Genomic DNA, 26,653 nt, shown 5'->3' on the forward strand with positions numbered 1-26,653 from the left:
GTCTTCAGTCCCGGCCATAACCTTCCCGTGGGGAATCCGGGAGAAAAAGATTCCGCAGGGAACCTGGAAGTTCATCGGCACTTACCGAGGTTTTTTTCGAGGTTAGTTCCGTTATGTACTTCGAAGAGCGCGAGCGTTTCCCGGAGGAACTTTTTCTGCCCGGATTCCCCACCCGCAACCACCTACACCCCGGGACTGAAGACTCACAATCTCCCTCTCACCATCCCGAACCCCGACCGTCCCGGCGGCGTTCTCATTCCTCAGCTAATTCCTTATTTCTTCCGTTTAAAGAATCTCTTCTTTTCTTTCATTCCTTCTTCCCCTGAATCATTCTCTTTTCTGCCTGCGTATTTTTTCACCGCCATCCAGATGCCAAAGAACACTGCCAGACAAAGTACAATTGCCGGGCTGGTGGAAATCAGCCATACGAGAAGGTCTGTAAGGGCCTTTCCTACGCTCTCCAGGTTTTCCAGGAAACCTCTCCTGATCCGCTGGCCTACCGTCTCCTCCTTGGTCGGTGTAAATAAGCTGACCTCATCGACATACAGGTTTACTGTACTGTAGGAAACCTGGTTTGCCATAAGGCGGAGCTGGGACTCATAGGACTCTAACTGATAGCGTATCTCGGAAAGTCTGGATTCCAGTGTGATGATGGCCTCTGTGGTATCGGCTTTCTCAAGAAGTTCCCACAGGCGTTCCTGTTCCACTTCCAGTGTTTTTTTCCTGCTCTCGACGTCGGCATAGCTGAGGGTGACGTCTTCCACGGCTTCCTGTTTCCCGGTCACATTTCCGTTCTCCTCCACCTCGGTGATAAAGGCCGGGAGATTGTCGGCCGGAATGCGCGCCGTGATCTGTGCGCTTCTCTGGTTCCGATCGCTGCCGTAGCGGATGCTGCTGCCCGAAATATTAGAATTTTCTATGTATCCGCCCAGTTCCGTTACTTTCTTAGTGATACTTTCCATCAGTGAGTCAAATTGTGTAGACTCCAGACTCATGGATACGGTGCGTATCAATTTTCTCTGTGTGTCCACCGGATGAATTCCGCCGGATGAGGTGACCGGGTCCGCCTCTTCCGATGAATCCGACCTGTATTCATCCTTCATCGCCTGGGCCGCCTCGGTTGCCTGCGGAACCTCGTGATACAGCATGGCCTCCTGCGCATTTCCGCCAGCGCTTATTTTCGCACTCGAACTGCCGCACGCCGTGAGCAGAATGCCAATACCGAGAAGCAGAAATATGCTCCGTATTGTGTTCCTGTTTTTCATAATATCTCCTCCCTTTTCTGTAACCGTTATCCTTCGTTCAGGTAGTTCTGCAGCAAATCAATCAGTTTTCCAATATGGATGCCGTCCACAAAGGAGTGGTGGGCCTGGACGGAAAACGGCAGAATGACTCTCCCCTCCCGCTCAAAATACTTTCCCCAGTCAAACAGCGGGGTTGCATTATCCTTTTTCCCTGAATTCGTATGGGAAATGTGCGTGTAAGATACCCAGGGAAACGGTGAAAACTGGAATACGTCGTTGCCCAGCGGGCCTGTAAAATATTCTTTTTGCGCCTCGGCGGCCTCCGATGCCGTTCTCACATACTCTTCCATCGTGTCCTGCATCGGCACATTAACCACCTTGAACAGCTCCGTCTCCCTGTTAAGCCACGTAAAAGCCGTGTTGATGCGGTCGTAGAGAACTACGTTTCCATCCACAAACCGGTATCTGAATTCTTCGATTTCGTTGGCGCACCTGGAAACCGCATATACAAGCGACAGTGTGAGTGAATCGTGATTTTCCCTCACCTTCCGCAAAAAATCCGTGATATCCAGCTCGAGTGTCACGCAAAATGCCGGTTCCACGCTATTTCTGAATACCTGACAGTGCATTGCCCGCTTCCAGTTTTTTTCATCTATGATCTGATAACCACCATTTGACATACTCATTTTCTCCTCCCGGGCTGTTATATTCCGTTAGCGTCCGGCTAAGCGGATACGCAGCCATAAAATCATCCACCATCTTTTCATTTCTGCTGATTATCATTGTGCAGGCGCTGTCCCAGGCCGTCACTTCCACCTCTGCCAGGGGATGCTGCATGGTAACCGGGTTCTTCCAGAAGCCGGGATATCCGTCGGCATACGGCAGGGGAAATTTCAGAACTTCATCGAGGCCGATCGTTCTCTTAACCCCCGACAGCACGGCCCATACCCACTGCATCTGTCTGTTTTGCATGACAAACTCCGTCAGCTCTACTCCCGTCATCCAGCAGTAATTACTTCCGGCCGTTACTCCGCACTTTTCGTTGGGCAGCGGAAGTGTCTCGTAGTCCGTAATCAGCCAGTTGTACATGGCCGGCTCGCCGTCCAGTGCCCGGAAAACATCCGCCATGTTGGTGTACCAGCTTTCGCCCTTTTCAAGAATTGCATCCTTCATGAGTTACCTCTCAATACAATCTTATCCTATCAAAATTATCTTGTCTAAATGTACACCGGGCCGCTTCCCACCTCTGATTTACAGTTCCATACCGTTCAGAAGTTCTTTCAGCGCTTTGAGTTCCCCGGCCGTCAGGGTGACTCCCTTTCCCATCTTCTCATGGTTTTCCGACCATGCCCTGATATCGTAGACCGGCTCCCTGCTGTTCCAGCTTATCAGGTTCAGCTCCTTGGTCCAGCCGTTATTGGGCTTGCAAAGGCCGCCGCATTCCTTATATATTTCGTACTTGAGTTCCATGTTTCATTCCTCCGGATGCTGGAGCGTGTTTGAAAATTGCTTTCCGTCAGCTGTGCGTCACACTTTGCGGGATATTTGGGACGTGCAGATGGCGGGAATAAATTTTCAAACACGCTCTAGTCTGATATTTACTAAAATTTTAACATGTGGGATATTCTTTTACAACGGACTTAATAGAAACGTCAGAAAAATACAGGCTTTGGAAAAGAATTGTCAGGACCATGACGCTTTAGGTTTAGAAGCAGATACTTCATCGGAACGGTTTGACTTTTCCCTCCCTTTATAGCACAATAAAGCAATATAAAATGTTAATTCTCATGAGAGGAGGAAAATCTTGAAAATCGACCGATTATCGGGCCTGCTTTCCGTTCTGGCAAATACGGAGCAGATTACGGTCCAGGAACTTGCCGACCGTTTCGAGGTTTCCAGACGGACCATTTTCCGCGATCTGGATGCCTTAAGCCGCGCCGGAATTCCCATCACCTCCTGCCCCGGATTTGGAGGGGGCGTATCGGTTATAGAGGGCTACAAGTTAAATAACCAGATGCTCTCAGACGGTGATAAGGAAAAGATATTTACCGCCCTGAGCGGCCTGAAAAGTCTGGGCAGTGATGACTCAGTCACAAGCCTGATCGCAAAACTGGTGCCTGAAAATGAGACGGACTTCTTCTCCCGGAGCAATTACGTAATCGACTTTTCCTCCTGGTTCAGTGACAGCATCACGCACGAAAAAGCGCTGAAATTACACCGGGCTATCTGCGATAAACGCTGCGTGAGTTTAGAATACATCTCCAGGAGAGCACGTTCCGTGAGAACGGTGGAACCCTGCAAGCTGGTTTTTAAGCAGTCCCACTGGTATCTCTATGCATTCTGTCAGGAAAAAGAAGAATTCCGCCTCTTCAGGCTGAGCCGGATTGTCTGGTTTGATATACTGGAACTGCAATTCCGCCCCCGGCCTGTAAAAAACATTGAATTTATCTCATATTATGGGGAAGAACTCTTTTCGCCGCATGAACAGGAGGGCTTTGAGAAAGTCGTCCTGGAATATAAGCCGGAGGACGCATTCGAACTGACGGAAAAGATGGATGCCTCCTTTTTTAAGAGGAATAAGGATGACGGCGAAAGTCCCTGTGAAATTCGTTTTTACACTTCCGACCTTCACCGGACGGCAGTCTTTATCCTTGGATTTATACACCAGGTCAGGGTCGTCTCGCCTCCCGAACTGATTGGTGAAATAAGGCATTTACAGAAATAAACCGGCGCCGGTGGCTAAAATACGGAAAACTTTCCTGTATAACAACGAAAAGCACGCTTCGCGAACTTTTCATTGCCACTCAACAAAAAAGGTGACACACTGATGTCACCTTTTTTGTTATACAATCATACCACCTTGCAAAAACAGGGAACTACACACAGAAAAATAAAAAACGAGGTGGCTTGGAATGAAAAAAGAAGTATTGGTATTTATATTTGACAGTTACGCCGATTGGGAACCCGCTTATATCTGCCCGGAGTTAAATAACCCCGAAACAGACTATGTGGTAAAAACGCTCAGTCTTGACAGTGAGCCGAAGCGTTCCATGGGCGGGTTCCGTACTCTTCCCGATTATACGGTAGATAATTTCCCGGACGATTTCAGTTTCCTGCTTTTAACCGGCGGACTTGCCTGGATGGAGCGAAAGAACGATGCCGTCCTGCCCGTTGTAGACTATGCGGTCCGAAACCATATTCCGGTCGGAGCTATCTGCAACGCTACAAATTTCATGGCACAAAACGGATTTTTAGATCACGTCCGCCATACGGGGAATACTGTGGAATTTATGAAGTCGCAGGCCCCGAATTACTCAGGTGAAAAGCTTTATCTTGAGAAACAGGCCGTCTCCGATTCCGGCATCATCACGGCCAACGGCTCCGCGGCCCTGGAATTTTCCAGGGAGATACTTCTGATATTAAAAGCAAAGACGGAAGAAGGCGCCCGGGAATGGTACGGGATGCATAAATACGGGTTTTACCAGGATTAATGCCGCCAGACTATTGCGAATCCTTCCGTATCTGCCTGATGACGAATCCCAGCGTATAGACGGCCATAAAACCGGAAACCGCAGGCGCTATGGAACCGATCAGCAGCAGATTATCGGGGTAATGTGTGAATACAATCCAGATGAGAGGCATTCTTAAAAGCAGCGCGCCGAAGCAGCAGCTAATCATCGTAAATACGGTCTTCCCCCTGCCGTTCATATAACCGTTCAGGCAGAACACAAAGGAAACCGCCAGGTAATCATAACTGCAGGCCCTGAAAAACGGGATTCCGGCCCGGACAATCTCGGGATCCGTATTAAATACGCCAATCATCGTCTGCGGTGATACCTGGGCCCAGACAAAAAACAGGCAGGACGCAAAAAATGCAAACCCCATTCCCGCTGCCAGTGATTTTTTAGCCCTGTAAAGTTTCCCAGCGCCGTAATTCTGGGCGGTGATAACGGCCAGGGCGCTGGCAATGGAGGTTGCCGGAAGCATGGCGAACACATCGTATTTTCCCGCTATTCCCACCGCGGCAGCCGTACTTACTCCCAGACGGTTGGTCACCGAGGTCAGGTAGAGAAATGAGAGCCTGACCATACTCTCCTGAAACGAGATCGGAATCCCGACGCAGGCCAGTTCTTTGACCCTGTCTTTATAAATCCGCATATTACTGAACGTAAACGTAAACAGGAATTTCTTTTTATTCAGGTAAATAATTGAGACAATCATGCTGACGGACTGCGACAGAACCGTAGCCAGCGCCGTTCCCGCCACTCCCATATTCAGGTATTTTACAAATGTAAAATCGCCGATGATATTGAGTACGCAGGAGAGAGCCACAAAATACATCGGCCGCCTGGAATCGCCGTATCCACGGAGGATTGCACTGATTGCATTGTATCCGCAGATAAAAAAGATTCCGCAAAAACAGATCGTGACATACTGCTTTGCCAGGTAAAGCGATTCGGCCGGTGTCTTTAAGAGGGCCAGGATTGGGTCGGTAAAATACAGCATAACGCCTGTGAGGACAATGGCGACGATTGCAAAAACAGACAGTGTTGTTCCTATCGTTCTCCTCGTCTGCTCCTCATCCTGCATCCCCGTATATTTCCCCACCAGGATAGTGCCTCCCATTGTAAGGCCCGAAACCAGGTTGGTGATAATCTGAGTCACCTGGGTTCCGGTGGAAACGGCCGCAACACTCTCCGGAGAACAGTACCATCCCACCACCATCAAGTCTACGGCGCCATACAGCGCCTGTATCAGACTCGCTATCAAAAACGGGATTGAAAATGTCAAAAGCGCCCGGAAAATATTGCCTTCCGTTAAAAGGTTTTCCTGTTTCATAATTTCTAACTCCTTTATCGTTACTGTTCACTTCGTGCCCGGAGGGCTTTTTATGTAATAGGAACACTTTCCTACTTACATAAAATAAACCCTCCAGCAAGTGGAGGGTCAACCCATTTCTTTTATGATTTTTCTTTCATACACCAGAGAACGGACGGCGGCAGTTACCCGCCCGGCGTTACATCGGCTCCCCTCTCTTTTCCACCGGAATCTGAAGTTCCGTCACATACTGCTCCATATCATCGGTAAATCCGGCGTCTATCAGTGTCACCTCCACGGAATCCCCGATCAGGGAATATCCTTTTTCCTCCATACAGGCGAGCAGCTTCTCGTAATATCCGGCCGCTCCCTTATGTGTGCCCGTAAAACGTACCGTCAGATAAGTTCCCTCCGGCAGATACTGCTCTGCGCCGCTGCAGGTATCCCCATCCTCCAGAACCACAAAAATGCCGGAAAAATGTTCAAAGCTCCGTTTCAGTAAATTTTCCCTTGAGATGGCAACCCCCACCTTCCCCAGGAAAATCGCTGGTTCCGGCAGGCTTGCCCGCTCCAGTTCCCTAATTGGGTACTCCAAATCATCCCCCAGGGCAATCTCCTTACGCAGGAATGCAATCTGCCGTTTTTTGCAGTAAATCTCCCGTATCTCCCCCGTCGGTGCGCCGAGGGCATCCTCCAGGGAATTCAGTCTCCGCTCCAGCTTCTGTTCAATCCGCATCAGGGCTTCGATCTTTCGTCTTGTATCCTGTTTCTGTTCTTCCATCATCACCTGGAGGCTCTTCACGTCTCTCTTTTCAAAAAACAGGGCTATTTTTTTAAGCGGCATGTCCAGGGCGCGCAGATATTTGATCGCATTCATGCGCTCAAACTGCCGGCTCGAATAATAGCGGTAGCCCGAATCCGGATCCGTCGACTCCGGCCGCAGAATACCGATATCATCGTAATACCGGAGTGTACGGATATTCACATCAAACAGCCTCGCCATCTCTCCGATTGTAAAAAGCTCCTTCATCTGCGCCTCCTTCTTCCCACCCTGAACCGGGACTTCCGTCTGTTCCGTATTATATTTTGTGCACGGCAGAGCAGTAATCGTTATGCTCCTGTTTCAATACAGAATTGTTACTCATTATTTTACTATACAGTAACCTCCCCTTCAAGTATATTATGCCGGAGAATGGGGCCGTCGGAAAAAGGCGTTACTGTTCACAGGTAGTATTCCGCGAGGTGTTTTTTGTGAGTGGAGCGTAGCGAAAGTCACAGACAGCGGGCCCCCTTGGGTCAAACCCGAGGGTTGCGGCGCGACGCAACGAAAAGTGCGCGATGCGGACTTTTCATTACAATCAACGGCGTTTTTTGCCGTTTCTGTGCATCGCCCAGCGTGTTACTGGGCACGGAGTGAACAGTAACAAAAAGGCGTCTGCCTGTCATGCTCCCTGGAATCCGCCCCGCCCGCCATTTCTGAATTAACAGCAGGCAGGGTGTATACCGCACAGGATTTTTTCGTTTCTTACTTATTCATCACTTTTTTCTTACCGGTTTAATTCATTTTTATTAAGCTTTAATTTTATATTGACTTTAATAATGTTAAAGTATATACTAAATTTAATTAAACATTCCTGCATCTCAGCGGTAAAATTTAATGCATAAATATAATAAGCAGTATACGTAAGGAGTGAATGCTTATGTCAATTGAAATCATACCCGACTGGATGGCAAACCTGGATGACGAGGACGTCACTTTTATCAAAAAGTTTATCCTGGCCTCCGGTTCCCTGAAAGAAATTGCCGGCCAGTACCATGTCACCTATCCCACAGTCCGGCTGAGACTGGATAAAATAATTCAGAAGATCCTGATCAGCGAGGACACAGCGAATGAGCCGTACATCGCCCTGATCAAGCGGCTTGCGCTGAACGAAAAGCTGGATTTTGACACCGCCAAACTTCTGATATCCGAATATAAGAAAATCAAAAAGGAGGAACCCTAGATGGCAATGGCAAACTCTATCATCCTTGTTGTTATTTTAGTCTTTTTTGGAGGCTCACTGTGGCTTCAGTTCTATCTGTCGGGCAAACCCGGCAGGTGGCCGGGACTCATCCTGCCCCTGATCTGCTTCCTGTTGTCCCTGCAGGCGCTGCTTGGCATCGCAACCTACAGCTCCGTGCGCACCTCGGTCACGACCATCACGGAGAACGGCACCTCCGTTACCCAGGAGGATGTCGTCGTACCGCCCGAGAAGAAGGATTCGCGCCAGATAGCTGCAACCGCAATCTCCGTATTTATCGGCAACAATATCCCCACCGTGGTTCTCCTCGGCATCTATATCACCCGTCGCAGCCGGAGAAAGAAGAACCTGGAACTGGAAAAGATGAACATTCAGGATTTGGAATAAAAAGCAGAAAAAAGGACCTCCCCCCGGACAAGACACAATCCGAAAGGAAGTCCTTTTTTCTGCCGTCTGCATTCAACCCTGTAAGAAATAATGCATCCGGCATAAATCTATGAGAATGATGAAGGACCTGCTTTTAAATAGTTTCCCGGCTTTTCTTCTGTGTTGCCAGGCTGACCGCCACATAGGCTGCTGCCGACGGAAGTATCGGGAAAATCGATGCAAACGGCATCTGGACTCCCATCTTATTTATAATGACACAGGCGATTCCGATAAAGAAGCTTGCAACCGCTCCCTGTGTCGTTCCCTTTTTCCAAAGTATCCCGCCCAGAATCATGACAAGGCCTCCGGCCGTCATGAATGTATACGCCATGGACAGCAGGGAAATAATGCTGGAAAACTGCAGGGACAGTACAAGGGCCAAGAGTCCGACAATCACGGTGGACCAGGTTGTCATTCTCGCCAGCGTCTTCTCACTGGCCTGCGGATTGATATGCTTATAGTAAATATCACTGACAATATTGGCCGTGATTGTGACAAGACCTCCGTCACAGGTGGACATGACCGCCGCGCAGATCGAGGCAATTAAGAGCCCTGCGAGCACGGGCGGCATTGCCTCAAACAGCACCTGGAAAATAATCGTGCCGTTCGCTGCGTCCGGCCACATTGCCTTTCCGTACATTCCAATCAGAACGGGCAGGATAACAAACGGAATAATCATAAGGGCTGCGATGATTGGCGCCCTCACCGCCGTTTTCTCGTTTTTACACGATACGGTACGCTGGAAGGCTGCGGATGAAACAAGGCCGTATAGAGCCGTCGGCCCCAGCATCATAATGAACGTGTCCATGCTGAACGGAATAAACTTAAAACTTTCCGCAGGCAGGTTCTGGGCCATTAACTGAAATCCTCCTTTGCTGCCGATGAAAATAACGGTTACAATAACGGTAATGAAGATAACCGTACTCTGGATCACGTCCGTCATCATAACGCCCCAAAGTCCCGACATCGAAGAGTAGATAATGACAATCAGAGTTGTGATGACCGCTCCCGCCACCGGATTGATGCCGATATATTCAAAGAGGCGCTTTCCTGCCATAATCTGTCCCGCCATGACCGCCGTATTGGCGGCTCCGTTTAAGACGGCCATCATAATGGTCGTGACCTTGTCTCCGTATCTCTGCTCCAGCATATCCGAAAGTGTGACACAGTTTCCTCTGTATACACGCCTCGACATAACGGCTGCAAACAGGATGTAGGATAATGCGGCTCCCACGCCGAACCACATGCCTCCGATTCCGTATACGGCGCCATATTCAGCACCGCCGACCACGATACCGTTGCCGATATGGGAACCGATATAGGATCCCGTTACCAAAAGAAGCGTTCCCTGCTTTCCGGCCGTCATAAAATCGTTCATGCTCCCGCCGTATTTTCTGCCTGCAAGTCCGATCGCAATCATGACCGCCATGTAAATCCCCAGAATTACTAATACTATGCCTAAACTGCTCATACGTTTCCCCTTTCTCCCCTCGTATTTCCAGGCATCCCCTGCCTGCCCTCTGTTTACAAAATGCCCACCACCGCTGCCTGATGCTTAAGCTCTTCCCTGAATGCCGGATGAGCAATGTGAATCAATTCCTCCGCCCGTTCTTTTACCGATTTTCCGCTTAAAACCGCAATGCCATATTCCGATACCACATACTCTACCATCGTACGGCTCAGGGATACGGGCGTTCCCGGCTCGAAATACGGAACTATCTTGGAGTACTTTCCATTCTTTGTTACGGATTCTATGACCACAATGGACTTTCCGTCGGGACAGCTTACCGCTCCCGCGGCAAAATCACCGATTCCGCCCATTCCGGAGTGCTGCCGCCCTTTTAAATATTCCGCATTGGCCTGTCCGAGAAGATCGACCTGAACCGCATTGTTAATGGCCGTCATTTTATTGTTTTTTGCAATAATGCCGGGAGTCAGGACATGGTTGCAGCAGTCCAGGCGGATTTCCAGATTGTCCTGCACGTAGTCGAACAGCTCCCTGGAACCGACCACCTGGGTGCAGATGGAAACGCCCGGGTTCAGGGTCTTTTTGCGGTTGGTCACAAGGCCTTTTTTAGTCAGGTTCATCAGAAGATCCCCATATATTTCCGTATGGATTCCCAGATCCCTTACGCCGTCCAGGTACATCATGGCGGAGGAATTGAGGCGTCCGATTCCCACCTCCAGGGTGGCTTCGTTTTCCACCAGTTCCGACAGGCTGGCGCCGATGGCCTTATATTTTTCCCGATTTTCATCGGAATCGTCTATCTGTCCAATGTTGAGCGGATAGCCCTCCCCCTGCACAAGATAGTCAAATTCCGAAATGTGCATCACGTTATCACCGTGGACAAACGGAAGTTCCTCATTCAGCTCCGCAACGGCAAGCGGCACCGCCCGGCACACATCGGCCATCATATCGGCCGAATTACCGAAAGAGACGTAACCGTCCTTGTTCGGAGCCGACACACAGGTGATAGCCACACGGCACTGAAAGTCTTTCAGCGCCACCTTGGAAAATCCCGAAAAACCGCAGGGTATAAACTGCATTCTTCCTTCTTTGATATAGTCCCGGTTCACCGAATCCATAAAGCTGGTATAGACGTTCAGTCCGTTTCCCATATTCTCCAGAAGGTGGGGAAAGTCCTCCTCCGGGGCGTAATAATTGGCCCCGGTCAGATCGCTTCTTTTCCCAAGCTCGGTGAGAATTCCCACCGGTTCCCTGGCTCCGCAGCAAAAGCTGTCCCCATCCTGTATCATGGCTGCCGCCTCGTGGGCGGAAATCAATTTATCAGCATATTGTTCTCTCCATAATCGTTCCATTCTGCCGGCCTCCATCATTATTTGTTGTACTGTTTCTTGAGAGCCGAGGCAAGTCCGCCCTCCGCAATATCGCTCCTGAAATCATCCACCTGCGTCGTCTGCATATGGACCCTGCCCAGATTGAAGAGTTCGGAAACAAAATCGATCGTGTTCCGGAATCCCTGAAGCTCATAACATTTATTCAGGGAGTATTTAATAATCTTTGTACTCTCCGGCGGAATCTGTGCAATTCTCTCCGCGACCGCCATGGCCGTCTCTTCCAGGTTTTCCCCCGGAACAACCTGGTTCACCACGTTCATGTCCCGCATCTCTGCAGCCGTGAAGAATTTGCTCAGGTAGAAGAATTCCCTTACCTTGTTAAACGGCATCTTCCAGACTTCCATCGGGAATTCCGGCACATATCCCAGCAGGATCTCCGGGTTGCCGAATGTGGCGTCCTCGGAGGCAATCACCATGTCGCTGAGCATGGCAAGGGTGATGCCTCCGCCGATGCAGTATCCCCTGATCGCAGCCACGATTGGTTTTGGGAAATGCCACATTCTCATGAAAAACTCAATCTCCTCCGATGTATCTTTCCTTCTCTCCACAACGCCTGTGATGTTGTGCTCCATGGCCTCCTTTAAATCAAATCCTGCCGTGAACGCTTTTTCTCCTGCTCCCGTAAGAATGACAACACGGACCTCATCGTCCTCCGCCGCCATTTTAAGCGACTCGTCGATTCCGTGGATGACGGCGCTGTTTAACGCGTTTCTCTTCTCCGGTCTGTTGATAATAATTTTGGCGATTGCCCCCTGTTTTTCATATAATAATTCGTTCATATTGAACCATCCTTTCCTTTCACTTTCTTCTTTGAATTTTCAATCAGTTTGCTTTTATCTTCTTAATCTCACGTATCAGTTCCGGAATTACCTCCAGAAGATCTCCCACGATTCCATAATCGGCCACTCCGAATATTGGAGCGTCCGGATCCTTATTGATTGCCACGATCGTCTCCGCTCCCGACATTCCGGCCAGGTGCTGGATGGCCCCTGAAATACCGCAGGCGATGTAAAGCTTCGGCGCCACCGTTTTACCGGTCTGCCCCACCTGGTGTGCATGGGGAATCCAATCTGCATCCACGCAGGCCCTCGATGAACCGACCGCTCCTCCGAGCGCCTCGGCCAGCTCCCTGATGTAGGAGAAGTTTTCCGCCTTTCCGATTCCGCGGCCGCCGGACACGATGATGTCCGCTTCCTCCAGATTGACGGACTGGACCACCTCCCTGATGCGCTCCACAATCTCGGTCCGGATGCGTTCCGGATTGATGACGGCCTTTTCTCTGATCACCTTCTGTTCCGTATTCTTATCATTCCGGGTATCTTCCGCAGTGCCTGCTTCCTTTACCGGCTTCTTGAATACTCCCGGCCTCACGGTTCCCATCTGGGGCCTGTGATCCGGACAGAGAATCGTGGCCATCAGATTTCCGCCAAATGCCGGTCTTGTCCACTCCACGTTTCCCGTCTCCGCATCGATATCCAGCGCCGTACAGTCGGCCGTAAGCCCTGTTTTCAGCCGGCATGCCAGCCTCGGCCCCAGATCCCTTCCGTTGTTTGTCGCTCCCATCAGAATGACCAGGGGCCTGTACTTCTCCACAAGCTGTGTCATACAGTCTGCAAACACGTCGGTTCTGTAGTTCCTGTATATCTCATCCTCCACCAGGAGCACCTCATCCGCGCCGTAGGCTGCGGCCTGTGCGGCCGTCTCTTCCGCCTCATATGCCGGAATCACCGCCACCAGCTTCTGTCCCGTCTTATCGGCCAGCATCCGGCCCGGCGTCAGCAGTTCATAGCCCACCGGCTTTGCCTTTCCTTCTTCGGTTTCAATAAATACCCAGATATTCTTATAATTCTGTCTCTGTTCCACTTAAATCCCCTCCCGCATATCACACCAATTTTTTCTCATCCAGAAATCCTGCCAGGCCGGCTGCAAACTCCGGGGCGGTCTTTCCTTCCTCTTTGATGCCCTGTTTTGTCCTGACCGGTGTAAATGTTTTCTTTACTTTCGTCGGGGAGCCCTTCAGGCCGCACCGTCCGGTGTCGATCCCCAGCATTTCGGCCGTGAGTACCGGAATCTCCGCCTTCGACGCCCTCATTTTACCTTTAATCGACGGGAGCCTCGTATCACCGGAAATCTTGGTTACCGTCACAACTGCCGGCAGTTTTGCCCTTACCACATCGTATCCGTCATCATTTTCCCTCTTCACCAGCACCGCGTCCTCCGCAAGTTCCGCATCGGAGGCATATGTAATCTGCGGGATATCGAGATGTTCCGCCATCTCCGGCCCGACCTGGGCAGTGTCGCCGTCAATCGCCTGTTTTCCGCAGAGCACCAGGTCAATTCCCCCAACCTCTTTGTCCAGCCATGAAACAGCCTCCGACAGCACAAAACTGGTTGCCAGGGTGTCCGAACCTCCGAATGCCCTGTCGCTGATGAGCCATGCCCGATCCGCCCCTATGGACAGGCACTCCCTGAGCGCCGCCCTGGCCTGATCCGGTCCCATGGAAATGACGAGGACCTCCGCCCCGTACCGCTCCTTCAGGCGGATTGCCGTCTCCAGGGCATATGCGTCATACGGATTTACAATGCTTGGAACTCCGGCGCGTATCAGTGTGTTTGTCACAGGATCAATCTTAATTTCCGTTGTGTCGGGAACCTGTTTTACACATACAATAATCTTCATATTCTTTTTCCACCGTCCTTTAATTTTCTATGTATTTATTGTATCAGAGCAAATTTTCTAAAAATAGCAGTTTAAATTTTTACTATCTTGCAACTGAAAGTTGCATCTGAAAATAAAGTGATCTATAATTAGGGTACTATCCGGAACCATGATCCGACGGGAGTTCCGGCCGTTTTGAACCGGTGAGATGATACAGACAGGCAGGTGATCAGATGGAAATACGACAACTTCGTTATTTTGTGCAGGTATGTGAGAGCGGCAGCCTGCTGAGGGCATCCGAGATACTTTTTATCTCCCATCAGGCTCTCAGCAAGTCGCTGTCTCTGCTGGAGAAGGAACTGGGCGCGGCCTTGTTTTACCGGACCCCAAAGGGGATGATTCCCACCCAGTTCGGGCAGGAGCTGCTGGAAAGCAGCCGGCCGATACTTGAAGAATGGGAGCGCCTGAACCGGAAACTGGAGGAATCGGCGAACCACTATAAGGGCAAGATACGCCTCGGTCTGTCGGGAGGCCTGATTTACTTCGGTTCGGACAAGATCTGGGAATACTTCAAAGAGCTCCATCCCCACACGGAAATCGAATCCTTTGAGCACGGTTACATCGAGGGCCTGAGGCTCCTGAAGGCCGGGACACTGGATGCCGTCATTATTTCCGACTATGAAAACTCGGACGGCTATATCACCTACAGTCTTCCGTCCACCAGACGCCTTGTGATTGTGGAGAAAAACAATCCCCTGGCCTCAAAAGAGGAACTGGAATTTAAAGATTTGAAAAATCAGAAATTTATCCTGTGCATCAACGATTTTGCTTATCATAAGTTTCTGCGTCTCTGCCAGGCGGAGGGCTTTACACCCGATGTGCGCCGCACCAGCGATACGGTTTACATGTACAAGCTGTGCAGCGAGGACGGACTTTGCGGGCTATGCATTGATTCCAATGCGTCAAATCTCGTTCCGAAATATCCGGAACTGAGGACTATCCCGTTTAAAGACAACGCATTTCCCTATCCGCTCACACTGGTGGTAAGAAATAATTATCCCAAACCAACACTGATCAAAGAACTGGTGGACTTCCTCACCTATTCCCTGAACAGCGTCTTATATTAACATTACAGGACGGAGGAAAGTCATGACTCACACACTTTATTACAAGTTCATACTGGGATATCTGCTGTTCGGTTTTCTGGGCTTTGTCACAATTGCGACGGTTTCATCCGACATGACATATGATCATCTGATCGGACAGAAGGCGGAGGCTCTTTATGACGAGGCGACCATGATTGCCGACAACTGCAGCAAGGTCTACGAGGGCAAACACCTGGACCTGGACGCCACCTACCCCCAGCTGGATGCGGTAGCCACTTATCTGAAGGCGCGGGTATGGATCCTGGATCACAGCGGCATCATCACCGCCGACAGCAGCCGCAAAGCGATCGGAACCACAATAGAGGGTTTTGATCCCACCGCACAGGGAAACCGCCTCTATTCCATCGGCCAATATTACGGGATGTTCGACAGCGACGTCCTGTCGGTTCTGGCTCCCGTTACGGGGAATATGAATACTTACGGATATGTGGCGGTCCATCTCCCCATCAGCGTGGTAAAGGCGGAGCAGAACGGTTTTCTGAACATTGTATACATTACATCCGCCATCATCTTCTGCCTCTCGCTGATCATTTTGCTTGTATTTACGAAAATTGTGTATTTTCCTTTGAAAAAAATCACCTATGCGGCCAACCAGTACGCCGACGGAAACCTGTCGCACAATATCAAGGTCACCAGCCAGGACGAGATCGGCTATCTGGCCAGCACGCTGAACTATATGTCGAATGAGTTAAACGATATGGAGGAATACCAGAGAAAATTCATCGCCAACGTTTCACATGACTTCCGCTCTCCCCTCACCTCCATCAAGGGATACCTGGAAGCTATCCTGGACGGGACCATTCCTCCGGAACTCTACAAAAAATACCTGGGCATCATCATCTCGGAGACGGAGCGACTGAACAAACTGACTCAGGGAATGCTGACACTCAACTCCCTGGACAGCAAAGGCTATTTAAGCCGCACCAACTTCGACATCAACAGGACCGTCAAAGACACGGCGGCCACCTTTGAGGGCACATGCAGCGCAAAAGGCATCACCTTTGACCTGACCTTCTCGGATTCCATCCAGATGGTTTACGCAGACCTGGGCAAAATCCAGCAGGTTCTCTATAACCTGATTGACAACGCCATCAAATTCAGCCACGAAGACTCCGTCATCTACATCCAGACCTCCGTGCGCTATGAAAAAGTATTCGTATCCGTCAAGGACACCGGCGTAGGCATCCCGAAAGACAATGTCAAAAAAATCTGGGAGCGCTTCTACAAAAGCGACGCCTCCCGTGGTAAAGACAAAAAAGGAACCGGCCTGGGCCTCGCCATAGTCAAGGAAATCATCCAGTCCCACGGGGAAAATATCGACGTGGTCAGCACCGAGGGCGTAGGCACCGAGTTTATTTTCAGCCTTCCTAAAGCCACTACTCTGTAATCAGATGAGAAATTGTACGCTCCACGGACGGGCTTCTTCAACAATGAAAAGCACGCTTCGCGAACTTTTCATTGCCACTCATCAGAAAAAGCGGCCGGAAATTATGCATTAATACTCATAATTTCCGGCCGTTTTTTTGATTTTAGGTTGCCGCCTGGACTTATTTCCGCCGGGCTTATTGCTGTCCGAGCTTATTTCTGTCCCGCTTATTGACGCGCAAATTTATTTCTGCCCGCTTATCACCACACGGGCTTATTTCTGCTCCGCTTATCACTGCCTGCCCGCCCTGCAGCCGGGTATTCTCCTCCCTATAAAGCCAGTTTATAGATATTCACTACATCCTCCGCCGAAATTGCAAATGCAAAACCGGTTTTATGGCCTTCCAGCGGATAATCAATCCTGGCCGCCATCCTGCGGAGTGTGGCCTCAGACGTATCACCGTCCACAAATTCCCGGATCGTCCGCGGCATGCCGATGGACTGGAACCATTCCGAAAGGGCGTCGATTCCGGCCAGAGCGGTGCGCTCCGGGCAGTCAAAATCATACTCTATACCGAACAGCTCCACCGCCAGCTTGGCAAAAAGATTCACATTCCGTTTATACACATAGCGCATCCATACCGGCGTGATAATCGCCAGGCCCAGGCCGTGCGGAACATTCCACTCCGTGCTCATCTCGTGTTCCATCAGATGGCAGGCCCAGTCTCCCACCAGACCGATCCTGAGCAGTCCGCTGATGGCAAAAGGCGCTGTCGCGGCCAGTGCGCTGCGTGCCGCATAATTGTCCGGTTCCCGAACGGCGATCGGCGCATTTTTAAGCACCGTCTTCATCCCTGCAATCAGGAACTGGTGGTTCATGTATACATCGGGCGTCGCCGTGCAGAAATTTTCCACCAGATGGGACATGATGTCCGAGGCGCCGGACGCGGTCTGCATCGGCGGAACGCTGTAGGTCAGTTCCGGATTCAGGATACAGAATGCCGGGCGCACTAACGGGTTATCGTCAATGGAGAGTTTTAACTGTGTCTTCTCGTTCGTTACCACCGAGGCACAGCTGCATTCGCTTCCCGTTCCCGAGAAGGTGGAAATGACGCCCAGGGTCAGCACCTTTTCCGGCGTTACCACCATCCGGTACATATCCCACACATCCCCGTCATAAGGCACGCCGCAGGCGATCCCCTTGGCGCTGTCGATGACGGAGCCGCCGCCTACGGCCAGAACGCAGTCACACTTTTCCTTCCGGCACAGTTCAATTCCCTCATATACCTTGGAAAGTCTGGGGTTAGGAACAACGCCGCCCAGCTCCGCAAATTCCATACCTGCTTCCGTCAGATACCCTTTTACTTTTTCAATCAGCGGCTGTACAAACGGCTCGCCCGAATGGTGAATCAGGGCCTTTGTCCCGCCGAAGCTTTTAAGCAGTTCGCCGCATCTTGCCTCCGTGCCGCGGCCAAAAATCATATCTGGAATATTCTTAAGTTCAAAATTGATCATCGCAGTGTCCTCCTTTCAGCCGGACTAAACAGACTGCTTGAGGATAGTAAAGAAATCTTCCTCGCGCATCGGGTGCAGATCTCCCGCCACATCAGTTCCATAGTAAAAAATACGTTTGCACACCTTGTGCAGGATCTCATCCGTCATCTGTTCTTCCTTTATTCCCAGCCCGCGCAGGTTTTTCGGAAGTCCCAGTTTATTGTGGAAGAAATCGGCCAGCGCTTCAATTCCCGCCAGCGCCGTCTGTTCCGGTTCGTCCGCATTATAAGGAATGTTAAACACATTAGTCGCAAATTTTAAGAACAGCTCCATGTGTTCTTTGTAGATATATCTCATCCAGTGCGGTGTGATGATTGCCAGCCCTGCGCCGTGTGGAATGTCCCACTCGCCGCTCATCTCATGTTCCAGGGCATGGCAGTTCCAGTCACCGTGACGGCCGAATTTCATATATCCGTTTATCGCATAGCCGCTCAGGAGCATCAGCGCCCCCCTGGCCTCATAATTCCCCGGATCCTCAAGGCAGACAGGGCCGAACTTGATTGCCGTCTTCAGTCCGCTGATACAGAAATAATCGGAAAAATCGTTGTCCGGATCCGCCGAAAAGAAGTTTTCACAGATGTGTGACACGATATCCGCCGTCCCCGAAGCCGTCTGAAACGGGGGCGCCGTAAAGGTAAGCGTCGGATCCAGGATGGCAAATTTAGGCCGGATCATGATGTTGTCGTTGTTATCCTCCACACCGCGTTTTAACTGTTCGTCTTCCTTGGTAATCACCGTTCCCGTGGTGCATTCGCTTCCGGTAGCCGCAAAGGTGGAAATCACGCCGACCGGCAGACATGCTTTATGGACCGCTTTCATCGTAAAAAAGTCCCAGACATCTCCATCATACGGCACGCCGAGGGCGATCGCCTTGGAGCTGTCAATCACCGAGCCTCCGCCTATCGCCAGGACAAAATCCACTTTTTCCCTTCGGCACAGCTCTATTCCTTCATAAACCTTATCCAGCCTGGGATTCGGCACAACTCCGCCCAAATCCACATATTCCAGTCCGGCCGCATCCAGATACCCTTTTACCGTCTCGATCAGAGGCTGGACAAAGGGTTCACTCACATGGTGGACCAGCACGCGGGAACCGCCGTTTTCCCTAATCAGAGCGCCCACCTTGGCTATCTCACCTTTTCCGTAGATAAGGTCCGTATTACCACGCAATACCAGATTAATCATATTCTTCTCTCCTTTTTATTCTATTAACTGTTTCTGTGTCATCATGCTGACTGCGGCAAAGGCAATCAGAGACGGGATAAATACCGTAATGGTGGAATAAGGCAGTGCAAAAATACCCAGAAGTTCCAGCAGCTCAAACCCTACTCCGACCACAGAACTGGCAACCGCGCCCGACGGCGTTCCCTTTTTCCAGAGGATTCCTCCAAGAAACGGAATCAGGCAGGCCGCGCAGAGGAACATATATGTATTGGAAAGCACGCTTACGATCGAGCCAAAGCTCAGCGCAATCACAATTCCAATCACGGTTACCCCGATATTCAATCCCAGCGTCATCTTCGACAGCTTTTCAGGGGTGGCGTCACGGTCGATATATCCCTTGTAAATGTCATTTAAGAGCACGGCCGAAAATGCAATCAGAGCGCTGTCGATTGTGGACATTACCGCCGCGACAACCGCCGTCACAATCAGAGCGGCCGCAACAGGCGGCAGGATATTCATGACCACGGAAAAGAATGCGTCGTTGCCTGTGGCTCCAAACTTGACCGCTCCATACATACCCACGAATGTGGGAGCAATGCTCAGAGGAATGATCACGACGGCGGCCAGCAGATGGGCGATTTTAGAAGTCCCGGCGCTCTTTGCGGAGTTGACCCTCTGGAACGTGCACTGATCCGTAAAAATACTGAGCGCAACCGGGATAATGAGCAGCATCATCGTTGCAGCGTCATATCCTCCGGTAAACCTGGTAAATGTCTCCGGCACCGCGCCGGAGGCCACGGCCTCCCTGATCAGATCCATAGCCCCGATCGACATCAGCACGGCCACGCTGACAATCAGTCCGGCGGCAATGACAAGTGTCTGGACAACCGATGTGGCAAATGCTCCCCACAGGCCCGAAATCTGTGAGTAGAGCAGAACAACGACGGCGATTACGATGACACCGGCGGTTCCGTTCAGTCCCAGGGCAATGAACAGAGCCTTGCCCGCCATGAGCTGAGCCCCCAGGATTCCCAGGTAGGAAAGAACGGTGGCCACGTTGTAAACTTGTGCGGGAATCTCGCTCTTATAACGTTTGCGTAGATAGTCAGCCAGCGTCAGGTAACCTCCGCGGTACATAAAGTTGCTGATGCAGAACGCCAGAATCACATAGGAAAGTGCACAGCCGAAACCATAGGCAGCCCCGCTGAACCCGACGGCGGCGCCCTCCCCGGCTCCTCCGACAACCAGGCCGTTTCCGATATGCGCCCCGATGGCTCCGCCCATGATGAGCAGAATTCCGCCCGAGCGCCCCATATTAAGATAGGAATCAAAATTGCTCGCATGTTTTTTCCCCATCCAGCTGATGACAATCATACTGATAAAATAAATAGCCATAACTATTACAATCGTAGTGATCAAAGTACTCCTCCTCTCCCGGAAGCCGATTTCCGCACGGCGGTTCCCCAACCGCTTTTTCGGCAGAAATCAGCATTCCCAACCCTCGTTTAACCTATTTTTGCGTACAAAAATCCCACCGCCCGCCGCCTGATTCGGCGGCAGCGGCTTTCCGGTTCCCCAACCGGTGGATGATTTATATTTTTACTGTTATGAATTGTGCAGGATCCATGCTGTGATTGATGTGGAAACTATGAATGATGTGGATGGTGTAATTACGGAATCAGTGAAATACGTTTCAAATCAAAGTACTCTTCCATGCTCCAGCGCGATTGATCGCATCCAAGTCCCGACTGTTTGATTCCAATGTGAGGTGTGTGCGGGCCTCCGCCTGCTCCGTTAATATAAACGTCGCCCGACTCCAGGACTTCAAACGCTTTGGCGATATCGCGGGCGTCATGGCCGTAGAAATAAGATGCCAATCCATATTCGGTGTCAATCGCCTTTGCCAGGGCGTCATCCAGCTCTTTAAACGGCTGTACGCTGATAATCGGCCCGAAAATTTCCTCTTTGCAGACTCTCATCTCCTCGCGGACATCGCGTAAAAGAGCCGGTGTGATGTAGTTGCCGTCCTGTTTCTCCTCCGGAACCGCGCCTCCGCATACCAGTGTGGCGCCTCCGGCTACCGCTTCGTCGATCAGCTCCAGCATGCGGTCTCTTGCACTGCGGCTGATCATCGGCCCCATCACATAACCTTCGTCGTGCTTGCAGCCCAGTTTTACCTCTTTCAGGCCCTCTTCCACTTTTTTGAGAAACTCTTCGTATATATCCTCATGTACATAAATACGGTTATAGTTGGTACAGATTTGTCCCGCATTTGAAACCTTCATACCGATTGTATTTGCCACAACATAGTCCACATCGCTGTCCGGCATAACAATGACAGGGGCGTTTCCTCCCAGTTCCAGTGAAAAACGCTTAATGGAGGTAGACGATGCCTCGGCCATGGCGCGGCGGCCTGTTTCGCAGGAGCCAATCAAAGTAATCATTCTCGGGATTCTGCTCGTATTTAATACCCTGGCAACCGTACTCGGCGGGCCGCTGACAAAGTTAATTACACCGGCCGGAAGGCCTATCTTCTCGCAGATGGTTCCGATATAAAGCGTGGACAGCGGTGTGTCGCTGGCCGGTTTGACAATCAGGGGATCTCCCGCCACCATGGCCGGACCAATCTTTAATGCCATCATCGCAACAGGATAATTCCAGGCAATGTGAGCCACGACAACTCCCATGGGACGGCGCTCTATGGCATGATACAGTTCACCGTAGGATTTATTCGGGGAATAAACGGTGGTTCCGTCCATCCTCTTTCCCTCTTCGGCATAATACTGGATAAATTCATCAAACATAACGAGATCATCCATGGCCGTTGCATACGGTTTGCCTGATTCCACCGACAGAATCTCGGCAATTGCTTCCTTCTCGGCCATGATTGCGCTGTTCAGTTTTAAAAGCCACTCAACCCTGGTCCCCACCGGAGTTTTCGCCCACGGTTTAAATGCCGCCTGGGCCGCCTCAAGCGCTTCTTCACACTGCTTTTCAGATGCGGTTGCCAGTTCCGTGATAACCGTGTTGTCGGACGGATCGAGTATCCTGACAATTTCGCCCTGACCGTCGACCAGTTTTCCATTAATATACTGTTTGTACATCCTTGTCCATCTCCTTTATATTCATTTTATTTGTGTTCTTTTGGTTGTTCAGATTGGTTGTTCACATTATATCATAAATTCCCGTCTGCAAATATACGCCGGCTTCATGCCTTTACTTTGCATCTTTTATATAGTTACTGTTCACACCGCATTGCGCTGTGAACAATAACACGCTTCGCGATGCACAGAAACGGCAAAAAGCACCGTTTCGCGCCGTGTAACTCGGGATTTTCACGCAAGATACGCGTGAAAACGCCTCGCGGAACATTACCTGTGAATAGTAACTTTATATAACCCCCTGCTCTTTCAATCGTTCCATCTCGTCTTCCGTCATCTGAAGCACATTCCGGTAAATTTCCTCCGTGTGCTCCCCGACCTCCGGCGCGGGCCTGTACTCCAGATCGGGATGACCGCTCAATTTGAATGGGAATCCCATATAGGCAACTTCTCCAACACCTTGCACATCCTGCCTGATAATATAGCCGTTCTCATTCAGGTGCGGGTCCCGCAGAAGCCGGCCCGGTGTTGCGCAGATTCCGCATGGAATATCGGCATTAATAAATTCTTTTTCCAGTTCCCCGCAAGTTTTTCCATCCGCCCACGTCTGGATTTCTTCCATCAGCAGATCCATATCCGTCACCCGGAGTTCAATATTATCAAGATACTTCGGATTCCCGAGGATGCGGTTATCGGGAATCAGTTTGAGAAGCCGCCTGAAAAGCGGATCCGTTCCCGCGTGAAAATTAATCCATCCGTCCTCCGCCTTCAGATATCCGTACGGCGAACTGTCGTCTCCGCTTATGGCCGCCTCATCCCCGTTAACGCTGGCATCCGCTATGGCGGTAGTCCGGATCATGGAGGAACCGGCCGCCATGGAAACATCCAGGAACTGGCCTTCTCCTGTTTTGACCCGCTCGTACAAAGCCAAAACGGTTCCAAAAGCAGCATACATAGCCGCCATGTAATCGTGAATGGGACCTTTACTGCGCTCCACACGGCCCTTTTCTATCCTTGTCACTCCTGATACGGAGGAAATAATTCCGTCAAATGCCGTCCTGCGGCTCATCGGCCCGCTCTGGCCGAAGCCGGTCACGGAAACCATGATAATGCGCGGATTGATTTTCTTTATCTCCTCATAGCCCAGACCCATCTTTTCCATGACCCCGACGCGGAAATTTTCTATCACAACGTCTGATTTCTCAATAAGTTTCTTCGCCACCTCAATCCCCTGCGGAGTGCGTAGATCCGCAGTGACGCTTTTCTTGTTTCTGTTATATGCCGGAAAGAACAGGCTGACTCCATCCTTCCACGGCCCGACCGTCCTGGTGGCCTCACCGGATCCCGGTTTTTCAACCTTAATTACCTCGGCCCCCATATCCGCCAGCAGCGCTCCGCAGTACGGCCCTGCGATATAACGCGTTAAATCCACAATGCGGATTCCCTCTAAAATGCCTGACACAAGTTTTCCCCCTCTCCGGTTATCCTCCGTCCCGCCTGCGGTTTACTTAAGCAGATGGCCTGAGATAACGGCTCTCTGAATCTGGTTCGTACCCTCGAAAATCATGAATATCTTGGCGTCGCGCATCAGCTTTTCCACCTCATACTCCCTGGAATAACCGTATCCCGAGAAAATCTGCACAGCATCCAGCGCATTCTGCATGGCCGCTTCCGAGGCAAACGTCTTTGCAATTGCATCCATTTTGCCATCCACCGCTCCGCTATCAATCATGGCCGCACACTGGTAAACAAGACTTCTGGCCGCCTGGTTTCTGATTTCCATGTCAGCCAGCATAAACTGGATTGCCTGTAAGTTGGCTATCGGCTTTCCAAATGTAATTCTGGTCTTTGCATACTCCACACTTAAATCGATAGCCCTCTGGCTGAGTCCCACGGCCATGGCCGCGCATTCAAGCCTCGTCCGATCCAGAGTCTGCATGGCCAGTTTAAATCCTTTTCCCTCTTCTCCCAGAAGGTGATCCTCCGGCACATGGACCTCCTCAAGTATCACATCGGCCGTTGTGGAAAGACGAATACCCATTTTGTCCTCATGCTTTCCAACCGAAAGGCCTTCTCTGTCCCGCTCTACCAAAAACGCAGAAATTCCTCTTGTCCCCATATCGGGCGTCGTCTTTGCAAATACAACGTAAAAATCGGCATGCGGCGCATTGGTTATAAAACACTTACGTCCTGTAATAATGTATTCTCCATCCTTTTTAACCGCCTTTGTTCTGATCGCTCCCGCATCGGAACCGGCATCCGGCTCTGTCAGACAGAAGGAACCCATTCCTCCGTTGATCAGCGCGTCGGCTGCAACCTGTTTCTGTTCCCTGGTTCCTGCAAGGAGAATCGGCTTCATCGCCAGTGTGCTGGCCTGGACCGCTACGGAAAATCCTGCATCGGCCCTGGCAAATTCCTCGGCTACCAGGATATTGGCCGTTGTATTAAGCCCCGCTCCTCCCAGCTCTTCCGGAATGCAGAGGGAGGTATATCCTAACTCCGCCGCTTCCCTGTAAACCTCAATCGGCGTTTCCCCCTTCAAGTCATACTCTTTTGATACCGGCCGGATTTTCATTTCTGCAAATTCCATGGCCATCTTCTGAATTTCCCTGTTTTCCTCTGATAAAATGTGTGGCATCTCTTTCCTCCCGCTTCTCTCATTTCACTTTTCCGGCTGCTGCCCACTTCGTGCACAGTCCCCCGCCCCGTCCGTCGTCCCTATCAGACATAAGGACCGCCCATGTGATGATATTAGTATTCAGCTCACGTATTGTCTTATTTTCTAATGATTTTATTCTAGCAGATGTAATTATCTAAAAATAGCAGTTTACATTTTTACCTGGTTGCAACTGCCGGTTGCATGTTGATAATAAGAACACCAAATGTATTCCTGAACAGGCGGGGCCACCGTTCCATAAGAGGTTGCATAACCCGGCCGGGAGTGTTATCCTTTTTCTATGGGCAGGAAAACCGGCGGGAAAATTGTATGAATATGGCCGGTTATATTATGGGGAAATGTGTTTTTAAGAACAGGAGGACAGATATGGAGATTTTATCCGGTGAATTATATATAGAAGAAATTAAAGAGCTGATTCGGGAATATACCACTTCCCTCAGTAGGGATTTGACCTTCCAGAACCTGGACGAGGAGCTGAATGATATCAAAGCCAAGTACACGGATCACGACGGGAAGTTACTGGCGGCTTTTGAGGACGGCAAAGCCATCGGCTGCATCGCGCTTCGCAGGTTTGATGAGAACCGCTGCGAAATGAAGCGCCTTTTTGTAAAACCGGAGTACCGCGGCCGCCGCGCCGGACAGACCCTGGTGGAGGAAATCATTAAAACCGCACGGAATATGGGCTATCACTCCATGCTCCTGGATACCGTGGCGCCGCTTCAGAGCGCCGTAAAACTGTATCACTTCTATGGTTTTCGAGAAATTCCGGCCTACTATGAAAATCCAATGCCCGATGCCATTTTCATGGAACTGGAATTGTAAAACAGCATGGAATCCGCATAGAATAAGATAAAGAAGGCAGCCGTCGGAGGGGATTCACTCCCTGTCCGGCGGCTGCCTTCTTTATCTTACCAATATTATTTATCTTCAATTGCCATAATCTGATCGACTCTGCGCTGATGCCTTCCGCCTTCAAATTCCGTATCCAGCCATACTTCTGTAATCATCTTTGCCAGCTCACTGCCTACCACACGGGCCCCGAAACAAAGTACATTGGCATTGTTATGTAACCTGGACATTTTCGCAGTATACGGTTCGCTGCAGACACAGGCGCGCACGCCTTTTACCTTATTAGCAGCCAGGGAAATACCGAGTCCCGTACCGCAGATGGCGATTCCCAAATCAGCCTCGCCGTCAACCACCGCGCGTCCGACTTTCTCACCATAGACCGGGTAATCACAGCTTTCCATGGAATTCGTTCCCAAATCCAGAACCTCACAGCCCTTTTCCATTAAAAATTCTTTGATAATTTCTTTCAGCTCCACGGCTGAGTGATCGTTTCCGATTGCAATTTTCATAATTGTACTCTCCCTTTGCCTCGTGTAAAGAAGCTCTCCTCTTTCTGTGCGGCTCTGATGCCGCATGCTGATAATAACCATTTCCCATTGTAGTAAAGAAAAAGGGGCTTGTCAATACGGTTGGGAAGACATGCGCATTGGTATTGTGGCATTTCTACCTATAAAGGGGGATTTATATTGAGGAAAGAGAACGCCGCCGGGACGGTCGGGGTTCGGGATGGTGAGAGGGAGGTTGTGAGTC

The 26,653-nt window shown here is 50.6% G+C and carries 27 protein-coding genes; 8 read left to right on the forward strand and 19 right to left on the reverse strand.

Annotated elements, in window-relative coordinates:
- Positions 1-272 precede the first annotated feature (272 nt).
- The 5 genes from QZT18_RS18835 to QZT18_RS23605 form a co-directional block, all read right to left on the reverse strand.
- Positions 273-1,265, reverse strand: coding sequence for a DUF4349 domain-containing protein (locus QZT18_RS18835; RefSeq protein WP_294150382.1), 993 nt, complete (start codon positions 1,263-1,265; stop codon positions 273-275).
- Between the two features lie 26 nt (positions 1,266-1,291).
- Positions 1,292-1,924 carry a CatA-like O-acetyltransferase gene (locus QZT18_RS18840; RefSeq protein ID WP_294150385.1) on the reverse strand — a complete coding sequence of 211 codons (633 nt, stop codon included), beginning with the start codon at positions 1,922-1,924 and terminating at the stop codon, positions 1,292-1,294.
- Entirely contained in the window at positions 1,893-2,417 is a 525-nt protein-coding gene (locus tag QZT18_RS18845) for a hypothetical protein (protein WP_294150386.1), read from the reverse strand. Before QZT18_RS18845 ends, QZT18_RS18840 begins: the two co-directional genes overlap by 32 nt.
- Positions 2,418-2,495: 78 nt before the next feature.
- On the reverse strand, positions 2,496-2,714 hold the full coding sequence (locus QZT18_RS18850; RefSeq protein WP_294150387.1) for a YdbC family protein: 219 nt from the start codon (positions 2,712-2,714) through the stop codon (positions 2,496-2,498).
- Positions 2,639-2,827, reverse strand: coding sequence for a DUF6783 domain-containing protein (locus QZT18_RS23605; RefSeq protein WP_366925925.1), 189 nt, complete (start codon positions 2,825-2,827; stop codon positions 2,639-2,641). The genes QZT18_RS18850 and QZT18_RS23605 overlap by 76 nt, the downstream gene beginning before the upstream one ends.
- Here QZT18_RS23605 and QZT18_RS23610 point away from each other — a divergent pair.
- The 3 genes from QZT18_RS23610 to QZT18_RS18860 all read left to right on the forward strand — a co-directional run bounded on the left by QZT18_RS23610 (position 2,803) and on the right by QZT18_RS18860 (position 4,735).
- A complete protein-coding gene (locus QZT18_RS23610) occupies positions 2,803-3,000 on the forward strand; it encodes a hypothetical protein (RefSeq protein WP_366925926.1) in 198 nt (65 codons plus the stop codon). The two genes, QZT18_RS23605 and QZT18_RS23610, sit on opposite strands and share 25 nt — an antisense overlap.
- 48 nt (positions 3,001-3,048) lie before the next feature.
- The gene (locus QZT18_RS18855; RefSeq protein WP_294150389.1) at positions 3,049-3,969 is read left to right on the forward strand and encodes a YafY family protein; all 921 of its coding nucleotides are present in this window, start codon (positions 3,049-3,051) and stop codon (positions 3,967-3,969) included.
- A 187-nt stretch (positions 3,970-4,156) separates the two neighbouring features.
- On the forward strand, positions 4,157-4,735 hold the full coding sequence (locus tag QZT18_RS18860) for a type 1 glutamine amidotransferase family protein (protein WP_294150391.1): 579 nt from the start codon (positions 4,157-4,159) through the stop codon (positions 4,733-4,735).
- Positions 4,736-4,745: 10 nt separating this feature from the next.
- On the opposite strand, the gene QZT18_RS18865 is transcribed toward QZT18_RS18860, so the two are convergent.
- Positions 4,746-6,083, reverse strand: a complete 1,338-nt coding sequence (locus QZT18_RS18865; RefSeq protein ID WP_294150394.1) for an MATE family efflux transporter — start codon at positions 6,081-6,083, stop codon at positions 4,746-4,748.
- Positions 6,084-6,261: 178 nt separating this feature from the next.
- Positions 6,262-7,092 carry a MerR family transcriptional regulator gene (locus QZT18_RS18870; protein WP_294150395.1) on the reverse strand — a complete coding sequence of 277 codons (831 nt, stop codon included), beginning with the start codon at positions 7,090-7,092 and terminating at the stop codon, positions 6,262-6,264.
- Between the two features lie 670 nt (positions 7,093-7,762).
- Here QZT18_RS18870 and QZT18_RS18875 point away from each other — a divergent pair.
- Both QZT18_RS18875 and QZT18_RS18880 read left to right on the forward strand, forming a co-directional pair.
- Positions 7,763-8,065, forward strand: coding sequence for a DUF2089 family protein (locus tag QZT18_RS18875; protein ID WP_125143929.1), 303 nt, complete (start codon positions 7,763-7,765; stop codon positions 8,063-8,065).
- Entirely contained in the window at positions 8,066-8,470 is a 405-nt protein-coding gene (locus QZT18_RS18880; protein WP_294150396.1) for a hypothetical protein, read from the forward strand.
- Positions 8,471-8,603: 133 nt separating this feature from the next.
- Here the strand turns inward: QZT18_RS18880 and QZT18_RS18885 are convergent, their stop codons facing one another.
- From QZT18_RS18885 to QZT18_RS18905, 5 genes are read right to left on the reverse strand one after another with little or no spacing between them, the layout of a single operon-like run.
- A complete protein-coding gene (locus tag QZT18_RS18885; RefSeq protein WP_294150398.1) occupies positions 8,604-9,980 on the reverse strand; it encodes a sodium:solute symporter in 1,377 nt (458 codons plus the stop codon).
- Positions 9,981-10,033: 53 nt separating this feature from the next.
- Positions 10,034-11,329 (reverse strand): acetyl-CoA hydrolase/transferase family protein, encoded by a 1,296-nt coding sequence (locus tag QZT18_RS18890; protein WP_294150400.1) that lies wholly within the window; start codon positions 11,327-11,329, stop codon positions 10,034-10,036.
- Between the two features lie 17 nt (positions 11,330-11,346).
- Entirely contained in the window at positions 11,347-12,147 is an 801-nt protein-coding gene (locus QZT18_RS18895; protein WP_294150402.1) for an enoyl-CoA hydratase/isomerase family protein, read from the reverse strand.
- Positions 12,148-12,190: 43 nt separating this feature from the next.
- The gene (locus tag QZT18_RS18900; RefSeq protein WP_294150404.1) at positions 12,191-13,231 is read right to left on the reverse strand and encodes an electron transfer flavoprotein subunit alpha/FixB family protein; all 1,041 of its coding nucleotides are present in this window, start codon (positions 13,229-13,231) and stop codon (positions 12,191-12,193) included.
- A gap of 19 nt (positions 13,232-13,250) precedes the next feature.
- Positions 13,251-14,048 (reverse strand): electron transfer flavoprotein subunit beta/FixA family protein, encoded by a 798-nt coding sequence (locus QZT18_RS18905; protein WP_294150405.1) that lies wholly within the window; start codon positions 14,046-14,048, stop codon positions 13,251-13,253.
- Positions 14,049-14,260: 212 nt separating this feature from the next.
- Between QZT18_RS18905 and QZT18_RS18910 the strand changes: the two genes are divergently transcribed.
- Positions 14,261-15,154: a LysR family transcriptional regulator gene (locus QZT18_RS18910; RefSeq protein WP_294150406.1), complete on the forward strand. Its 894-nt coding sequence runs from the start codon at positions 14,261-14,263 to the stop codon at positions 15,152-15,154.
- Positions 15,155-15,176: 22 nt separating this feature from the next.
- Positions 15,177-16,580, forward strand: a complete 1,404-nt coding sequence (locus QZT18_RS18915) for a cell wall metabolism sensor histidine kinase WalK (protein WP_294150408.1) — start codon at positions 15,177-15,179, stop codon at positions 16,578-16,580.
- Between the two features lie 308 nt (positions 16,581-16,888).
- On the opposite strand, the gene QZT18_RS18920 is transcribed toward QZT18_RS18915, so the two are convergent.
- The 6 genes from QZT18_RS18920 to QZT18_RS18945 all read right to left on the reverse strand — a co-directional run bounded on the left by QZT18_RS18920 (position 16,889) and on the right by QZT18_RS18945 (position 25,015).
- Positions 16,889-18,073, reverse strand: a complete 1,185-nt coding sequence (locus tag QZT18_RS18920; RefSeq protein ID WP_294150409.1) for an iron-containing alcohol dehydrogenase — start codon at positions 18,071-18,073, stop codon at positions 16,889-16,891.
- Positions 18,074-18,097: 24 nt separating this feature from the next.
- Positions 18,098-19,297, reverse strand: coding sequence for an iron-containing alcohol dehydrogenase (locus QZT18_RS18925; protein ID WP_294150410.1), 1,200 nt, complete (start codon positions 19,295-19,297; stop codon positions 18,098-18,100).
- A 15-nt stretch (positions 19,298-19,312) separates the two neighbouring features.
- A complete protein-coding gene (locus QZT18_RS18930; RefSeq protein ID WP_294150412.1) occupies positions 19,313-20,695 on the reverse strand; it encodes a sodium:solute symporter in 1,383 nt (460 codons plus the stop codon).
- Positions 20,696-20,946: 251 nt separating this feature from the next.
- Complete coding sequence (locus tag QZT18_RS18935; protein ID WP_294150413.1) at positions 20,947-22,380, reverse strand: aldehyde dehydrogenase family protein; 1,434 nt, start codon at positions 22,378-22,380, stop codon at positions 20,947-20,949.
- A gap of 286 nt (positions 22,381-22,666) precedes the next feature.
- Positions 22,667-23,839, reverse strand: a complete 1,173-nt coding sequence (locus QZT18_RS18940) for a CaiB/BaiF CoA-transferase family protein (protein ID WP_294150415.1) — start codon at positions 23,837-23,839, stop codon at positions 22,667-22,669.
- A gap of 42 nt (positions 23,840-23,881) precedes the next feature.
- Complete coding sequence (locus QZT18_RS18945) at positions 23,882-25,015, reverse strand: acyl-CoA dehydrogenase family protein (protein WP_294150416.1); 1,134 nt, start codon at positions 25,013-25,015, stop codon at positions 23,882-23,884.
- 405 nt (positions 25,016-25,420) lie between these two features.
- Here QZT18_RS18945 and QZT18_RS18950 point away from each other — a divergent pair, with 405 nt between their 5' ends.
- Positions 25,421-25,876, forward strand: coding sequence for a GNAT family N-acetyltransferase (locus QZT18_RS18950; RefSeq protein ID WP_294150417.1), 456 nt, complete (start codon positions 25,421-25,423; stop codon positions 25,874-25,876).
- 95 nt (positions 25,877-25,971) lie between these two features.
- Here the strand turns inward: QZT18_RS18950 and rpiB are convergent, their stop codons facing one another.
- A complete protein-coding gene (gene rpiB, locus QZT18_RS18955) occupies positions 25,972-26,412 on the reverse strand; it encodes a ribose 5-phosphate isomerase B (protein ID WP_294150418.1) in 441 nt (146 codons plus the stop codon).
- Positions 26,413-26,653: the final 241 nt, after the last annotated feature.

Origin of the sequence: uncultured Clostridium sp., from assembly GCF_900547735.1 — a bacterium.
Taxonomy (GTDB): Bacteria; Bacillota; Clostridia; order Lachnospirales; family Lachnospiraceae; genus Otoolea.

Excerpts from the sequence above, each read along its gene's own strand:
- QZT18_RS18835 (WP_294150382.1), bottom strand. The coding sequence starts at position 1,265 with ATGAAAAACAGGAACACAATACGGAGCATATTTCTGCTTCTCGGTATT.
- QZT18_RS18840 (WP_294150385.1), bottom strand. The coding sequence starts at position 1,924 with ATGTCAAATGGTGGTTATCAGATCATAGATGAAAAAAACTGGAAGCGG.
- QZT18_RS18845 (WP_294150386.1), bottom strand. The coding sequence starts at position 2,417 with ATGAAGGATGCAATTCTTGAAAAGGGCGAAAGCTGGTACACCAACATG.
- QZT18_RS18850 (WP_294150387.1), bottom strand. The coding sequence starts at position 2,714 with ATGGAACTCAAGTACGAAATATATAAGGAATGCGGCGGCCTTTGCAAG.
- QZT18_RS23610 (WP_366925926.1), top strand. The coding sequence starts at position 2,803 with ATGGCGGGAATAAATTTTCAAACACGCTCTAGTCTGATATTTACTAAA.
- QZT18_RS18860 (WP_294150391.1), top strand. The coding sequence starts at position 4,157 with ATGAAAAAAGAAGTATTGGTATTTATATTTGACAGTTACGCCGATTGG.
- QZT18_RS18865 (WP_294150394.1), bottom strand. The coding sequence starts at position 6,083 with ATGAAACAGGAAAACCTTTTAACGGAAGGCAATATTTTCCGGGCGCTT.
- QZT18_RS18870 (WP_294150395.1), bottom strand. The coding sequence starts at position 7,092 with ATGAAGGAGCTTTTTACAATCGGAGAGATGGCGAGGCTGTTTGATGTG.
- QZT18_RS18875 (WP_125143929.1), top strand. The coding sequence starts at position 7,763 with ATGTCAATTGAAATCATACCCGACTGGATGGCAAACCTGGATGACGAG.
- QZT18_RS18880 (WP_294150396.1), top strand. The coding sequence starts at position 8,066 with ATGGCAATGGCAAACTCTATCATCCTTGTTGTTATTTTAGTCTTTTTT.
- QZT18_RS18885 (WP_294150398.1), bottom strand. The coding sequence starts at position 9,980 with ATGAGCAGTTTAGGCATAGTATTAGTAATTCTGGGGATTTACATGGCG.
- QZT18_RS18890 (WP_294150400.1), bottom strand. The coding sequence starts at position 11,329 with ATGGAACGATTATGGAGAGAACAATATGCTGATAAATTGATTTCCGCC.
- QZT18_RS18895 (WP_294150402.1), bottom strand. The coding sequence starts at position 12,147 with ATGAACGAATTATTATATGAAAAACAGGGGGCAATCGCCAAAATTATT.
- QZT18_RS18905 (WP_294150405.1), bottom strand. The coding sequence starts at position 14,048 with ATGAAGATTATTGTATGTGTAAAACAGGTTCCCGACACAACGGAAATT.
- QZT18_RS18910 (WP_294150406.1), top strand. The coding sequence starts at position 14,261 with ATGGAAATACGACAACTTCGTTATTTTGTGCAGGTATGTGAGAGCGGC.
- QZT18_RS18915 (WP_294150408.1), top strand. The coding sequence starts at position 15,177 with ATGACTCACACACTTTATTACAAGTTCATACTGGGATATCTGCTGTTC.
- QZT18_RS18920 (WP_294150409.1), bottom strand. The coding sequence starts at position 18,073 with ATGATCAATTTTGAACTTAAGAATATTCCAGATATGATTTTTGGCCGC.
- QZT18_RS18925 (WP_294150410.1), bottom strand. The coding sequence starts at position 19,297 with ATGATTAATCTGGTATTGCGTGGTAATACGGACCTTATCTACGGAAAA.
- QZT18_RS18935 (WP_294150413.1), bottom strand. The coding sequence starts at position 22,380 with ATGTACAAACAGTATATTAATGGAAAACTGGTCGACGGTCAGGGCGAA.
- QZT18_RS18945 (WP_294150416.1), bottom strand. The coding sequence starts at position 25,015 with ATGCCACACATTTTATCAGAGGAAAACAGGGAAATTCAGAAGATGGCC.
- QZT18_RS18950 (WP_294150417.1), top strand. The coding sequence starts at position 25,421 with ATGGAGATTTTATCCGGTGAATTATATATAGAAGAAATTAAAGAGCTG.
- rpiB (WP_294150418.1), bottom strand. The coding sequence starts at position 26,412 with ATGAAAATTGCAATCGGAAACGATCACTCAGCCGTGGAGCTGAAAGAA.